Source organism: Candidatus Bathyarchaeota archaeon, from assembly GCA_018396705.1.
Taxonomy (GTDB): domain Archaea; phylum Thermoproteota; class Bathyarchaeia; order Bathyarchaeales; family Bathycorpusculaceae; genus DRVP01.
In genome coordinates this window covers 39,965-54,134 of the sequence record JAGTQZ010000004.1, presented here as the reverse complement: position 1 = coordinate 54,134, position 14,170 = coordinate 39,965, and the positions used below count along the sequence as shown (strand labels likewise).

The following is a 14,170-nucleotide window of genomic DNA, read 5'->3' as shown; positions in this document are numbered from 1 at the left end:
ATTACATTAACTAGACTTTGCTTTTCTTTAGCGTAAGCATCAAAGCATCATTAGAGCGTAGAAATTTCAAAGAAAAAGGATATATCACCTTTTACCTCTAAGGTGTCTTTCCTTAATAAAGATGGTTATTATGGCCAAAGTAGTGCGGACTGTATGCGGAGGTTGCATGTGCGAATGCGGAGTACTAGTTCACATCGATGACAATGGGAAAGCCTTTAGAATTGAAGGAGACCCTCATCACCCCTTGAATGAAGGCTACATGTGTCCTAAGGGTTTAGCTTTCTTGCAACTAGTTTATCATTCGGAAAGGCTAAAGTATCCTCTTAAAAGAGCGGGAGCAAAGGGGGAAGGACTGTGGAAACGAGTAACATGGGAAGAAGCGTTAAATGACATAACCAGAGAGCTCTTAAGAATAAAAAACGAGTACGGACCCGAGGCCATTGCGGTTTCATATGGAACGTATCCGAAAAGGGCGGCCATTGGGTTAAGCATATTCTTAGCCGCAGTAGGCTCGCCTAACCAACTCATTGGAAATTGCCACTACTGTTATACTCCTCACTTAACCGCCGACTTGCTTACTTGTGGCGAAGTGTACACGTGTGAGTTTGGTGTGCCAGACTATAGAAAGAGCAAATGTATAGTTTTGTGGGGATACAATCCGCTGCACACTTACCCGCCATTAGGGAAAAAGATTATTAAAGCAAAAAATAAGGGCGCAAAACTTATTGTTGTTGATCCGCGCTTAACCGAGCTGGCAGCAATGGCTGATGTTTGGTTGCAGATCAGACCTGGAACAGATGGAGCTCTGGCTCTTGGTATGCTTAACGTTATAATAAACCGGAAGCTTTACGATTCTGATTTTGTGGAAAAATGGTGTTATGGTTTTGATCAATTAGCTGAAAGGGTTCAAGAATACCCGCCAGAAAAAGTTGAGAAAATCACTTGGGTGCCGAAAGAAGACATAATCGAGGCGGCTGAAATTTATGCAACTTTAAAACCTGCGTCGCTTCAGTCTCACCTTGGAGTGTCAATGAGTTACAATTCGGTGCAAACCAGCAGAGCGTTGTCAATTCTTGTGGCCATAACGGGCAACATAGACATAAGAGGAGGTGCGGAAATTTCAAATTACCCGATAAAGCTCACTTACATGAACATCAAAAAGCAACTGCGCTTAAGCAGGGAAATGGAAAAAAAGGCGATAGGCTCCGAAACTTATCCACTTCTTTCTGGACCTAACTCTTTTAGATGTTTAACTCACCCGCCAAGCGTTATTGAGGCCATGTTAACTGGGAAACCATATCCAGTCAAAGCGTTGATTGCAACTTCCAATCTTGCGGTTAGCTTTGAAGATAGCAGAAAGGTTGTGGATGCATTCAAAAATTTGGAATTGCTGGTCGTAATGGATTTCTTTATGACTCCAACTGCTGAGCTTGCAGATTACGTTTTACCATCAGCAACATACCTTGAATGTGACGATATATGTGATGCATTTTGTTATACAAATTTTATAGCAGCACGCCAGAAAGCTATAGAACCTATTGGTGAATGTAGAGACGACAACGAGGTGCTCTTTGAACTTGTGAAAAGAATGGGCATTAAACTGCCCTTTCCAGTATCCACTTATAAGGAGTTTTTAGACTATCGCCTAAAAGAGTTGAACATGGCTTTTGAAGATTTTAAGAAAAAAGGATATGTGTTCTCTCAAGTTATTGAGGAGAGATATAAGAAAGGCTTGCTTCGAGAGGATGGTAAGCCTGGTTTTAGAACACCCACTGGTAAGTGTGAGTTATACTCAACTCTTCTTGAAAAGTATGGATATGACCCACTGCCAAATTATGTTGAGCCGCCTGAAAGCCCGTACTCTACTCCTGAATTGGTGAGGGAGTACCCGCTAATACTGATAACAGGTGCGAGACACATATCCTCCTATCAAACAATGGGCCATAATATCCCATACTTACGGGAGCTTTTACCATATCCCTCGGTTGAGATCCATCCTGAAACAGCCGAAAAACTTGGTATTAAGGATGGAGACTGGGTTTACATAGAAACTCCCAAAGGCAATGGACGCGTAAGGATGAAAGCTGCGCTAACCTATGGCATTCATCCACAAGTTGTTTCTGCTCAAGCTTTATGGTGGTATCCAGAGGAGAAAAACTATGAAAAGAAAACGTTCGAACCAAACATAAACGTGCTGATACCGCTAAAACCTACCTACGGCTATGAAGCAATAGTTGGGACAACGGTCATGAGGGGGCTTCTCTGTAAAGTTTACAAAGCGGAGGACTAACCATGGCGAAGAAAACCATAGTGGTGAATCCCCGACTTTGTGTCGGATGCCACTCCTGTGAGGTTGCTTGCAAGCAGATTAACAAACTACCCATTGGAGTTTTTCGAATTAAAGTTGAAAGAAACGGGCCTTGTTACGATAAAAATGGAAAATTGACTATTAGGTTTAGGATAGTGCGTTGTACGCAATGTGAAAAGCCAAGATGTGTGTTTGCTTGTCCTACAAAGGCCTTAAAAAAGCAAAACAGCGGCGTAGTAACTGTCGACAAAGATTTGTGTAATGGATGTGGAGAATGCATAGAGGCATGCCCGATTCATGCTATATGGCTCAATCCGGAAACTGGAAAAATTGAGAAATGTGACATGTGTGTAGATAAAAACTTGGAAATACCCCCGTGCGTTAAACACTGCATGAGCAAGGCTTTATGCTATAATGATCCATATTACCCTTTAGGGATCCCGTGGTAGCCTTTAAAAGCAGACATTTCTTTGCGGACAATACAGAAAAAGCATAGCCGTGATTAAGACACAAGCTCAAATGTTTAAGAAAAAACACTAACTTAAATGGTAAACACAAAGATACACTCTTTTTGATACAAGTTTAATTTAATACCTTTGCACTTACAGCAGCAAAGACCAATCTTATTGCAGTATAGCCAAAAATCATCTGCAAAAGAACAATACTGGCTTTTTCTAATCATCCTAACCTACTTAATTTAACGGAACAAAAAATCCATGCCGACGTTGAGTTTAGGGCCAAAATTAAATTCTTCCTATTAACAGCCCCTCTGCAAATTTGCTAACCTCTTGATTTTTAATGTTTTCTGACGCGTCTTTGGTTTTCAGAGCTAGATCTATAACGTGTTTTGTTTGCACCATGGGCTGGGAAGCCCAAAATACTTGTGCACATGTATAACAGTAAACAATCATCAGGTCAGCTCCAGATTCCAAAAACTCCCCCACTCTAATTAATGAGGAAGCGACTGTAAGGTTTGGGTCAGCGCATGAAACAAGTCCCCCCGCTCCGCAACACACAGACCTTTCCTTATTATGGGTCATCTCTACAAGTTGATTGTCTCTGAATAATTCTCTAACCTGTTTAGCGAAAATTCCTTTAAATCTGTCCGGACAACTGTCGTGGACTGCGACTTTTAAATCAACTGTTTTTATACTTTCTCTAAAGAAATCCCGTAAAGTTTCGTAAATTGTGACTATGTGAAATTTACCTTGAAAATTGGACTGTAAATAGTAATAACACATAGGGCAAGCTGTCACGATGTCCGTGCAACCATGCTCTTTCAGATATAACTTTAGCCGCGTAAGCCATTTCGAGGCTCTATCGCTTAGGCCCACGTCTGTTAATGGTTTACCGCAACATTGATCAACCAAGCTTACATCATTAAATCTTTCTACAAGCTTTTCGTAAACTTTTACAGTGGCTTCCGGAGAATAACATGACATAGCGCAGCCAGGAAAAAAGGCATACTTGAAAAATTCTCTCTTAAGTGAATCATACCGCAAGTTTTTATGCGTTCTATACGCTGTTGGAAAAAAGAGGCTTTCATCGGGTAGAGAAAGCTTGTAACATGAGTTGGCGGCAAGTTCACGCGCCAGCTTTTGTCTTGCTTGTGAAACAACTTGAGGAAAATCTAGATCTAAAGGGCAAACTGCCCGGCATAAGCCGCATAAAAAACATTCCTTAACATAATTTTTACTTAATTTAACGTTTTCTGCAAGTTCTTCTGCAAGTTTCTTTGGCGTTTTGTTATGTTTCAACAAAAATGGGCATTCTTGAACGCAAAGTTGGCATTCAGTACAATTCTCAATTATACTGGTTAATGTATCCATTTTCAAATTGTCCTCTTTTGATGCAGAGTATTACAAGGCAGTAATAGACTTTAAGCTTTCGTTTCAGCCTTCAGGTATACGTTACAATTCTTCCCTTATCGCTTTGTTGTATTTTTATTGGAGGTTTAGTTGACGTAATCTTGCCTATAATCTTCTTTATTCTCTCAATATACATCTTTTCGACGTATGGATCTGTTTTAACAACTTTTTCGGCAATCTTCCCACAGTAATTGCAGTCTCCACATCCAATTAAACATGGTGGATTGTTATTCACGAAATATTCATACCAACCGTCTAAAGATCGGTTATCAATAGATATTTTCAATGGTGGCAACGGCTCGGCTGTTGTGTCAAACATGTCCCAGCAAAAATGCATGTAAGAATTATCAATTAAGGCATAAATATCGCCATCGTACCCGCCTGAAAGGTAAGCTTCAACAAGTTTTAGTAAGTCTCTTTCAGGCAACCCGCGTCCAGCTATTTTGATGTAATCTATTCCCAACATGGAGTAATATTTGACATCTTCCGGTCTAAACCATGGTGCCTTGATAATCTCCTTATGATTACTCAATCTTTCCAACGTGCATCTCATGAAAGGGTAAGGTTTGTATGTGAATCCTATTGAATCAGAAATGATATTTTGCGATACATGGGCGGTTATCGTGTTATGATAAGTTCTGAAGGGACACTTAAGTAGACAACCGTTGTTGGCTATAACTTCCAGTTCGACTTTGACGTTCTCTCTTATGAGCTTTATTAAGCTGAAACAGCGATTAACATCCTCGCTCAATGTTAGTCTGGAAGCTCCTAGACTTTCATAAACGCGGGCTCTATTCAAAGAGTCTATGTAACACAGCGAAGAAGCGTTAATTTTGAATTCTGGATAGTTGTTTGCTATATAATCGATAAGGTAAGGTATTGCAACTATCAAAATGTCAACTTTCATTTTCGAAAGTTTCTCTAAAAGCTCGTTAAGGGCGCTTCTCCCCTCTTCGGTATATTCAACCAAGTTCATACAAACAGCATTTAAAGTATATGCAAACTTAAAACCGCAGGAATGGGCTTTCTCAACGTGGCGAGCAAGTCCTTCTTCGTTAATTTCTGGGAGGACCGTTGAGGGCCACCCTGTTCCTAGAATCGACGTTTTAAGCGAACCGTATACTTCATAAATTTGAACATTTGTTTGTGAATATTTGTAATTTAACTCCTTTAATTTTTCTAAAAAGGAATCCTCAAAAGTTGTGGGTATGCAGAGCTTCACAGTCATCTTATTTAAACCTCGAATAAAATGGAGGGAGTTACGGTTTAATTTATATTGTGGAGAATGTTTTTAGAATCAATACCAAACTCCGAAGGGCTTGGAGAAGACTAAGCTCTCAATTAAGTGGACTTGTCACTAATACTTTCATCTTTCTTTTGTACGCTATATAAGACACCGTCCTCTGACAGTATCAAAACACAACCGCATTTTAAACATCTGTAATAGCGATTAGCTCCTTTTTCGCCTTTCTGCTCTCCAAGGAATTCCGTTTTATCATGGGGACATTCTTTAGACATAAGGATAACTCCATTAACTCCATACACATAGTTTTATATCAGTTATATAGCTATAAACATTTTTATAAAAATGCTAGGCATTTAGCTACAAATAAAAAGGATTTCAGAGAATGTTTATAGTGTATATTTTACAGACGCTAGCGCTAACAATACATCCAACATCTTTTTGAATAAACCTGTCTGTGTGACCCTACCTATAATCTTTCCACCTTCGACAACGTACAAGCGCCTAACATTCTTCTCGGCCATAAGGTCCCATGCTTCGCCAATAGGCGCGTCTGGTTTTATGGTTATTAAAGGACATGACATTATATCTTTCAATAGCACCTTTTTGATATCGAGGTTTTTGGCGATGATCCTCCTCAACAAGTCCCTCTCGGTAACAACCCCTGTTGGAATACCATCAACACTAACAATTATCGACCACACATTATTCTCCATCATCTCTTTCAACGCTTCTCCAGCCGTGCGTTTGCCATCGAGAATCACAACATTGCTCTCCATAACATCTCGAACTTTCAAGGAAAGAGGCATCAATAATCACCAAGCATATTTTTAGCTGTACATGTAATATAAAAGGTTTAGCTTATGTTAGAGCTAATGGAGGATGTTGTCTTTTGTATTTAGACGGATATTTGCAGTAAGGCGGGCTGACAAACATTAATGAATTGATTCAACTTTCCTTATCCATAAAGCTCAACATAGTGATTGCGAAGTCTCGGTTAAGAGTCTAAACGTCCAATTATTGATAATCATTGCTAAAATTTTGTATGTAATTTATGATATTTTATTGAACATTTATTCATATAGCGGTTTTAGCAATTTTATAAAAGTTTTCTTAAACAAAATATTTTTATACACCCATTGAAATTTAAAAACGGAATTGTTAATGCATGGTGAAAAAGCGAAGGATAATGAGGGAGTCATACGATCTTAAGCAACCGCGCAAAACCGTTTTACACGTGAGGCTACCTAGATGAGCTTTAGAGATTTCTATTTTAAAATGTGCTTGAAAACGGACCCAATAATCGATGATACTACGCTGAGAGACGGCATCCAAATGCCGGGTTTAGCAGTGGATCCCGAGGATGCGGCGAAAATAGCGCAACTTCTATATGAAGTTGGTGTGGAACGCATTGAGCTTTTTCATTATCAGAAAACAGACAAGAAGGCGGCAAAACTGATTCTCGATATGGGTTTGGATTTCAGAGTTGCCGGATGGTGCAGAGCTGCTCGAGAAGATATAGACAGTGCGCTACAATGTGATTTTAAAGAAGTTGGGATATCCCATCCAGTTTCTTATATTCATTTTAAGGCGAAATGGCCGGATAAGACACCTGACCAACTTTTGGAAAAAGTTGTTGACGTAGTTGAATACGCCAAGGACCACGGGCTTAGAGTTTTTGTCCATGGAGAGGACAGCACCCGAGCTGACTGGAACTTTGAGAAAAAGTTCGTTAACGCTATAGCCGATGCAGGTGCTGAATGCTACCGCATCTGCGATACTGTTGGGATAGGGCTCTCTGATCCAAATGCACCGTTGCCCAATGGTATTCCAGCGAAAGTGAAAGCTCTTAAAGAAACAAAAATCAAGAATATTGAAATTCATGCTCACGATGACTTTGGAAACGCTGTTGAGAACACTATTGCTGCTATAAGGGCTGCCTCTGGAGTGTGGGATAAAATCTACGCAAGCACAACTTTTCTAGGTATAGGTGAACGTGCCGGAAACGCGGAAACAGAAAAAGTTCTTATGAACCTTTACATGCATTACTGTGTCAAGAAATTTGAAGGGAAAACTCAAAAATTGACACAGCTCGCCGATCTTATAAGCCGTGCAACTGGCTACGTTATTCCGCCAAACAAGGCGATAGTGGGCAGCTATTGCTTTGCCCACGAGTCCGGCATTCACACCCACGGAGTTATAAACGACCCACTAACATATGAACCATATCCACCGGAGCTTGTAGGAAATGAACGACGGATAACAATAGGTAGAAACTCTGGAAAAAATGTCATTAAATATAAGATTATTGAGATAACCGGAAAAGCTCCAAGCGACGAAGCCTTGATGGCTGTTGTGGAAAAAGTTAGGGAGCTTTACGAGAGCGGGCGGAAAGCTTCTTTAAAAGAGGAGGAATTCAAGTCCATATTGAGAACGTTGAAACTGCTCGCTTAGTTTTCAATAACTTACCAGATTGAAACGTCACTGTCTAGCTCATTAAGAGAAATTTTCTTTTTCACGTATGAGACGAGCCCTCCGGCCTCCAATATTTGTAGAAGCTGTTGCGGGAACGGCTTAAATTTTGCTTCTATGTCTTTTGTCAAGTTTTTAATAGTGTTTTTTGTAAGGTCTATTTCAAGCAAGTCATACTCCGACGTGGAATCCACAAATTTTCCTTCAACTACAATGGCAGGTAGGCCGACATTTATGGCGTTCCTGAAAAAGATTCTGGCAAAAGATTTTGCAATAACTGCGGAAATTCCTGCTTTCACCATAACTCTTGGAGCTTGCTCTCTGCTTGAACCGCAACCAAAGTTTTTTCCAGCAACAACTATGTCGCCAGGTTTTATTCGAGAGGCAAGGGAGGGGTCAATATCCTCGAATATGTGTTGCGCCATTTCTTCGATGGAAACAGATTTAAACTTATACCTGCCAGCAATGACTAGATCTGTGTTAATGTCATCTCCAAGTTTAATTGCCTTACCTTTAATCATGAATACTTCACCCCAAATATTTTCTTGGGTCAGATATTTTTCCTTCCAGAGCTGAAGCCGCGGCCGTTGCGGGACTTGCTAGAAATATCTTGGCTTTTGGGTCACCCATTCTTCCTGTAAAGTTTCTGTTTGCAGTTGATATTGCAGTCTCTTCAGGACCGAGCAGTCCCATGTGAGCACCTACGCATGGCCCACATGTTGGTGGTCCTATGACACAGCCTGATTTAACCAGCGTTTCTATTATGCCGTTTTCGACAGCTTTTTCGTAGATCTGCCTTGACGCTGGAATAACAATGCACCTCACATTTCTCTTAACCTTTTTCCCTTTCAATATCTTGGCAGCTATTTCTAGATCTTCAAGTCTACCGTTTGTACAGCTTCCTATGAACACTTCATCTACCTCTAAGCCTTCAATGTCTGAAACCGGAACAACATTGGATGGAAGAGGGGGCTTGGCGATTAGTGGCTCAAGCCTGCTGCAATCTAGGTCAATTTCTGAGGCATAAGAGGCATTTTTCTCGGGAGTGAAAGGCGCTGCCGGAAATATGGCGACTTTTGCACCCATTTCCGCTGATAGATTTGAAATTGTAGCCCTTGAAGATTGGGAAAGTTTTGGTGAAAGTTCATCGTGATACTCAATAGCCATGTAGCTGGCGCCATCGGTTCCCAATTCTTTTAGCAAAGCTAAGGCTATATCCTTTGAGCTTACTCCAGGATTTAATGTACCTTTAAATGTTATTTTTATGCTTTCAGGAACCTTAAACCATAATTTTCCAAATGCAATTGCAAAAGCGGCATCCGTGCTGCCGACGCCCACTCCAAAGGCACCTACAGCTCCATGGAGTGTTGTGTGTGAGTCTGCACCGACTACGATGTCTCCAGGCTTAACAAACTGGTGATCCATAATTACTTGATGACAAATGCCTTCTCCAACGTCAAAGAGTTTAACTCCAAATCGATTTGCGAACTCCCTCATTTTTATGTGAAGAATAGCATTTTGTACGGAGGGGCTTGGTGCCGCATGGTCTATGAATAGAGCGCTTTTGCCGGCCATTTTAAGGTTTTTCACCCCAAATTCGGTTATTACATCAATCATTAGAGGCGCTGTTCCGTCATGAGCGAAGACAAAGTTAACGTCAGCAACAACGAACTCTCCGGGAGCAACACGTTTTGCTCCCGAAGCCTCGGCGAGGATTTTTTCAACGGTTGTTGTCATATTGAATACTCTCCCACTTACTGTTCTTTTTCTTTTCAATGATCATGTAGACCATATAACAAGCGATTATATCGCACGTCCTTTTAAATATTCGCAAATTTATGTTTCAGAATCGTTTCAAAATTCTTTTTAACAGCTTCTATGAACTCTTGTGTTGAGGCGGCGTTAGCCACAGCAGGCTCCGAAATTTTTGCTATATCGGCGGTCATTATTCCGTCTTTTTCAACAGTAACTCTTACAGCTTTTTCCAACATGAATGCAAAATTTACCAGTTCTTTTGTTCCATCCAGTTCACCCCGTCTTCTAAGAGCAGCGGTCCAAGCGAATATTATACCTATGGGATTTGTCGAAGTTTTCTCGCCTTTCAAGTGTTTGTAATAATGCTTTTGTACCGTGCCGTGAGCTGCTTCAGACAAGAAGTGGCCTTCCGGCGAAAAAAGAATCGAAGTCATTAAAGCTATGCTGCCTCCATAGGCAGATGCTATTAGGTCTGAGATTACATCACCATCATAATTTTTACAAGCCCAGACGAAACCTCCTGGAGATCTAATCGCTCTAGCCACCGCGTCATCCACAAGAAAGTAGTGAAACGTCAATCTAGCTTCTTCAAATGCTCTTTCATACTCCTCCTCGAAAACTTTAATGAAAATTTCCTTAAATCTGCCATCGTAAACCTTTGAGACAGTATCCTTTGCAGCAAACCATAAGTCCAGCTTGTTTTCTAAAGCAAACCTAAAAGATGTCTTGGCGAAGCTTTCTATGGAAGAATCTAAATTATATATTCCTTGGAGGACACCAGCGTCACGGAAGGCGGGAAATTTTATTCGTGTTTCTTTACCGCAATGTTGTTTAACAACGATTTCAGCCTCAGCAGGTCCATCAAATCTGAAACCTACGCCATCGTATATGTCTCCAAATGCATGCCTTGCTACAACTATTGGTTTCTTCCAGAAACGTACTGCCGGAACAATGTTACTCAACATTATGGGGGTTCTGAAAATTGTTCCGTCCAAAAGATTTCTAATGGTCGCATTGGGACTCTTCAACTCTCTTTTTAAATTATACTCCTTTACTCTTTCCACATTCGGTGTTATTGTAGCGCACTTAACACCAACTCTCCATCTTTTCACTGCTTCAGCTGCTTGCACGGTAATTTGATCATTGGTTTCGTCCCTGTTTTTGATGTTAAGATCATAGTATTCAACTTTTAGATCCACGTATGGTAAGATGAGTTTCTCTTTAACCCAAGCCCACATAACCCTAGCCATTTCGTCTCCATCAATTTCCACAATGGGATTTTCCATTGTAATCTTTTCAGTCAAATCGATCTGAAGCCTTCCTTTTCATGTTTATAGGTTATTGACATGCTTTTTCTCTTAAACTTTTTTACAATGTTAAAAGGCCCCTATTATATCATAGAAGCAAAAAGTCGGTTTGTTTTAGATTATTTCTCCAAAAGCTGGTTCCTTTATAACAGTAAAGTCTGTATGATCCGAATTTCTTGTATGAATTCTGGGTTCATAACCCTAAAGTGTAAAGTATTTTGACTATTACGCATTTGCAAATTTGAATAGTGATGGATATGGAGATTATCAGTGTCGTGCTAAATGTAACCGCTTTGGTTGTAAATGTTTGCCTTGTCTATTTCGCTTGTCGATTATTTTCTGTTTTTAAAGGAGGAATCATGGATAGGCCGTGGCGCTTTGTTTGCATTGGAGTTTTATTTCTTGCCATCGGCTCATCTATTTTCTCGCTTAGGTACATCTTAAATGTTGGGAGTTTTTGGGTTTATGTCATCGGAGGTTTGATCATGCTTTTTGGCGGTACATTCGCGCTAATTGGCATGTACATAGAATACAAAAATTGGGCTATTCCAAAAGATTACGAGCTAGAATCTATCAATGAGCAATCTTCTGAATAGATACAACAGAATGAATAAGCATTTAAAAAGCGAGTTGCGCAATAGTGGCAGGGTGATAAAAAAGAGAAAAATGGATCTGAATTACTTGCTTAGTTTCTTTTGTGTTTTGTGTAGACTATGGCTGCTGTTATCATGGCTATTGCAGCCATCACGGAAATGCTAATGGAAAGCGTTTCTATTGGCAAATTTGACAGACTTGGAAGTGACAGTGGATTTGACGACGACTGCCAAATGTTTGTGCTGGTCGCCTTGTAGGCAATTGATGCGGAGCCTTTCGTGCCGCTTACTTCTAAGAGGATTCCTGTTTGTTTGTCCCAGTGGTAAGTATACTGCCCATCCTCTTCAGCCACGCTTGCGTATACGTATGTTCTGCTCGCTCCAGCGTATGTGCTGGTTGATTCTCCGGCAATTGTTAAACTCCTGTTATTCACTAATTGGATGGTGTCTCCTGTTTCCGAGTTTGCCGGGATAATTATTTGGAAAGCTGCGTTTCCGGAACCAGTTGCGATGCCGATGGTCCAAGTTTCCGTGTGCTCAGTTCCATCGCTCATGTGCATGGTCATTTTCAAAGTTACTGTCGTTCCAGTGATGGATGTGCATTCTGCTTTAGCCCACTGAGGCATGTCTGGTGGAGGAGTAATGCCGCTAGCTGTAAGTTCATATTTTACCCAGTCGCCCACTTTGACGCCTACTTGCGCTTCTGCATAGGCTATGTTTAGGCAGAGCAGAAACGCCATTGCAATAACTCCAAGGACGGCGATTGTCTTCATGTCTCATCCTTCCTTATCCGCGTTTAACGATTATGACCGCTATGACAGAAGCCACTGCCACGATGGCAACTGACAATATCAGCCACCAGTAGTTTAATATACCTGCTAGGTCCACGCCGCCAACTCCGCCGCCGCCACTTAAGTGAGTGGTCAACTGGTGATAGCTGTGATGATATTGCACAAAGATTTGTGCGTATCCGCCAGCTTGGCTTATTTGAAACTCTAGGGGTTGATTGTCCAATGTGACTGTTACAGCTGAAAGGGAGCTAATCATATCTATCGGCACTGTTATGTTGGCTACTCCTGCTGTTCCATCGGGACCGCCAACGTTGACGGTTAAAGCCATGCTCGTAGAGTTGAAAACCACGCCAAGAACAGAAGAGTTTGTTGAAACATACATTCTCTTGTTCCGCCACTCGAGCTGCATGCGAATCCATCCCGCGGGCAAAACAGAGACGAAAGCGTTCAGACCAGTCGCTGCAGCCTCAAGGCCATCATCTACGCCGTCGCCATCCGTATCCCGCTTCATCGGATTCGTCGAGAAAACTTTGATTTCAACACCGTCGCTGAGCCCGTCTCCATCGGAATCACGGTTGAACATTAATGTACCATAAGTAATTTCTTCAAGGTTTGTTAACCCATCATCGTCATAGTCTTTATGGACGTCTGTGGGGTTGCATGGATTAAGATGATTCCGAAGCTCATCCATATCTGGTAAGCCGTCTCCGTCGCTGTCTGGATTGGGTGTTATTGGAAGATTTCGATTTAGAAGGTATGGAACGAACTTCAAACCCTCAGCGTCTGAAAATTGCAGAAAGGCGACCAGGCCATCATCGACTGGTGATGGTGAACCGCAGAAACCCTCACAAATTATTCGCTTGTTGCTTCCATCTACATTTACAGCGGTTATATTGGCAGTGGGTGCCCATTCATACTCGTTATAGCTCGTTAATATCTTGTTTGACACCTCGGTATATGTTAGTGTTTCGTTAGACGCCCAATTAACCCAAAGTGCAACGTTTGCATCTGCGACAGCGGGGACTCTCGTCACGTTGGTTCCATCTAAATTAACAATATAGAGGCCCTCGTAGCTATTTTCGGAGCTGGATACAAACGGATTTTTGTTTGCTGTGAAAGCTATCTTGTCGTTTGAGGGTGCAATCTTCAAACTTGTGATGCATCCCTCAAATTCAAGGACCAAAGATGTTTCGTTCGTGTTAAAGTCGAACTTTTTGATTCGACTGAAAAAGACTGTTCTATAGTCCTCGTAATCGTAGAACGAGCCTCTTTCCGTGTAAACTAGGAACGAGCCGTCTCGTGCAACGTCAATGATGGTTTCGTAAAGTTGATCCTGAACTATGGAGATTCTTTTTATGATTGTTTGGCTTGAACCGTCAAGATTTGCTGAAACTATTTCCACAGAGTCCCTGCCGCTGTTCGCGAATAAGATTCTTGTTTCATCTGGGGATATGGCAAAACTGCTCCGCATGCGGTCACAAATGGCGCTCGGAGCTGAAAATTTGTGGATCACTTCCATGTTGCTGGCATTAATCGCCACAACTTTGGTCACATAAGAAGGACCGTAAACTTCCATTTCGTTAACTACTAGCAAAAGCATTCGTCCTGAAGGGGACCACATAATGTGATATGCATTTGGGTTGGGATAGAACCACCAACTTAGGCTAGTCCCATTGACAAATATATGATCTGCCCAATAAACAATCCTTGGATTGGCACTAACACTAGGTGGAGATGCGCCCACAAAAGAATTTCCGCAGAGTCCGAGTATTGTTGAAGCTAGAATCGTTGCTATTGTGGCGATGGATAAAATTTTATTTTTTAGCATTTTTT

At 41.2% G+C, this 14,170-nt stretch carries 12 protein-coding genes; 4 read left to right on the top strand and 8 right to left on the bottom strand.

What is annotated here, in order from left to right:
* Nucleotides 1-130: 130 nt before the first annotated feature.
* Together KEJ24_04090 and KEJ24_04085 are read left to right on the top strand one after the other, a co-directional pair.
* Nucleotides 131-2,290 (top strand): molybdopterin-dependent oxidoreductase, encoded by a 2,160-nt coding sequence (locus tag KEJ24_04090; GenBank protein MBS7646995.1) that lies wholly within the window; start codon nt 131-133, stop codon nt 2,288-2,290.
* A gap of 2 nt (nt 2,291-2,292) precedes the next feature.
* Complete coding sequence (locus KEJ24_04085) at nt 2,293-2,757, top strand: 4Fe-4S binding protein (GenBank protein MBS7646994.1); 465 nt, start codon at nt 2,293-2,295, stop codon at nt 2,755-2,757.
* 294 nt (nt 2,758-3,051) lie between these two features.
* Here the strand turns inward: KEJ24_04085 and KEJ24_04080 are convergent, their stop codons facing one another.
* The 3 genes from KEJ24_04080 to KEJ24_04070 all read right to left on the bottom strand — a co-directional run bounded on the left by KEJ24_04080 (nt 3,052) and on the right by KEJ24_04070 (nt 6,228).
* A complete protein-coding gene (locus tag KEJ24_04080; GenBank protein ID MBS7646993.1) occupies nt 3,052-4,137 on the bottom strand; it encodes a (Fe-S)-binding protein in 1,086 nt (361 codons plus the stop codon).
* Between the two features lie 70 nt (nt 4,138-4,207).
* The gene (locus KEJ24_04075; protein MBS7646992.1) at nt 4,208-5,404 is read right to left on the bottom strand and encodes a U32 family peptidase; all 1,197 of its coding nucleotides are present in this window, start codon (nt 5,402-5,404) and stop codon (nt 4,208-4,210) included.
* Between the two features lie 404 nt (nt 5,405-5,808).
* Nucleotides 5,809-6,228: a CBS domain-containing protein gene (locus tag KEJ24_04070; GenBank protein MBS7646991.1), complete on the bottom strand. Its 420-nt coding sequence runs from the start codon at nt 6,226-6,228 to the stop codon at nt 5,809-5,811.
* A 442-nt stretch (nt 6,229-6,670) separates the two neighbouring features.
* Here KEJ24_04070 and KEJ24_04065 point away from each other — a divergent pair, with 442 nt between their 5' ends.
* Nucleotides 6,671-7,873, top strand: coding sequence for an isopropylmalate synthase (locus KEJ24_04065; protein ID MBS7646990.1), 1,203 nt, complete (start codon nt 6,671-6,673; stop codon nt 7,871-7,873).
* Between the two features lie 11 nt (nt 7,874-7,884).
* Here the strand turns inward: KEJ24_04065 and KEJ24_04060 are convergent, their stop codons facing one another.
* The 3 genes from KEJ24_04060 to KEJ24_04050 all read right to left on the bottom strand — a co-directional run bounded on the left by KEJ24_04060 (nt 7,885) and on the right by KEJ24_04050 (nt 10,950).
* Nucleotides 7,885-8,412: a 3-isopropylmalate dehydratase gene (locus tag KEJ24_04060; GenBank protein MBS7646989.1), complete on the bottom strand. Its 528-nt coding sequence runs from the start codon at nt 8,410-8,412 to the stop codon at nt 7,885-7,887.
* A 7-nt stretch (nt 8,413-8,419) separates the two neighbouring features.
* Complete coding sequence (locus KEJ24_04055) at nt 8,420-9,628, bottom strand: 3-isopropylmalate dehydratase large subunit (GenBank protein MBS7646988.1); 1,209 nt, start codon at nt 9,626-9,628, stop codon at nt 8,420-8,422.
* Nucleotides 9,629-9,711: 83 nt separating this feature from the next.
* Nucleotides 9,712-10,950: an NADP-dependent isocitrate dehydrogenase gene (locus tag KEJ24_04050; protein MBS7646987.1), complete on the bottom strand. Its 1,239-nt coding sequence runs from the start codon at nt 10,948-10,950 to the stop codon at nt 9,712-9,714.
* Nucleotides 10,951-11,312: 362 nt separating this feature from the next.
* Here KEJ24_04050 and KEJ24_04045 point away from each other — a divergent pair, with 362 nt between their 5' ends.
* Nucleotides 11,313-11,549, top strand: coding sequence for a hypothetical protein (locus tag KEJ24_04045; GenBank protein MBS7646986.1), 237 nt, complete (start codon nt 11,313-11,315; stop codon nt 11,547-11,549).
* Between the two features lie 89 nt (nt 11,550-11,638).
* Here KEJ24_04045 and KEJ24_04040 read toward each other — a convergent pair whose 3' ends face one another.
* Nucleotides 11,639-12,319 carry a hypothetical protein gene (locus KEJ24_04040; GenBank protein MBS7646985.1) on the bottom strand — a complete coding sequence of 227 codons (681 nt, stop codon included), beginning with the start codon at nt 12,317-12,319 and terminating at the stop codon, nt 11,639-11,641.
* 13 nt (nt 12,320-12,332) lie between these two features.
* Nucleotides 12,333-14,165 carry a hypothetical protein gene (locus KEJ24_04035; protein MBS7646984.1) on the bottom strand — a complete coding sequence of 611 codons (1,833 nt, stop codon included), beginning with the start codon at nt 14,163-14,165 and terminating at the stop codon, nt 12,333-12,335.
* Nucleotides 14,166-14,170: the final 5 nt, after the last annotated feature.

Bases quoted from the DNA above. Each gene is read 5' to 3' on its own strand.
- KEJ24_04045 (MBS7646986.1), top strand. From the start codon at position 11,313: ATGGATAGGCCGTGGCGCTTTGTTTGCATTGGAGTTTTATTTCTTGCC.
- KEJ24_04070 (MBS7646991.1), bottom strand. From the start codon at position 6,228: ATGCCTCTTTCCTTGAAAGTTCGAGATGTTATGGAGAGCAATGTTGTG.
- KEJ24_04090 (MBS7646995.1), top strand. From the start codon at position 131: ATGGCCAAAGTAGTGCGGACTGTATGCGGAGGTTGCATGTGCGAATGC.
- KEJ24_04075 (MBS7646992.1), bottom strand. From the start codon at position 5,404: ATGACTGTGAAGCTCTGCATACCCACAACTTTTGAGGATTCCTTTTTA.
- KEJ24_04065 (MBS7646990.1), top strand. From the start codon at position 6,671: ATGAGCTTTAGAGATTTCTATTTTAAAATGTGCTTGAAAACGGACCCA.
- KEJ24_04055 (MBS7646988.1), bottom strand. From the start codon at position 9,628: ATGACAACAACCGTTGAAAAAATCCTCGCCGAGGCTTCGGGAGCAAAA.
- KEJ24_04035 (MBS7646984.1), bottom strand. From the start codon at position 14,165: ATGCTAAAAAATAAAATTTTATCCATCGCCACAATAGCAACGATTCTA.
- KEJ24_04080 (MBS7646993.1), bottom strand. From the start codon at position 4,137: ATGGATACATTAACCAGTATAATTGAGAATTGTACTGAATGCCAACTT.
- KEJ24_04060 (MBS7646989.1), bottom strand. From the start codon at position 8,412: ATGATTAAAGGTAAGGCAATTAAACTTGGAGATGACATTAACACAGAT.
- KEJ24_04040 (MBS7646985.1), bottom strand. From the start codon at position 12,319: ATGAAGACAATCGCCGTCCTTGGAGTTATTGCAATGGCGTTTCTGCTC.
- KEJ24_04085 (MBS7646994.1), top strand. From the start codon at position 2,293: ATGGCGAAGAAAACCATAGTGGTGAATCCCCGACTTTGTGTCGGATGC.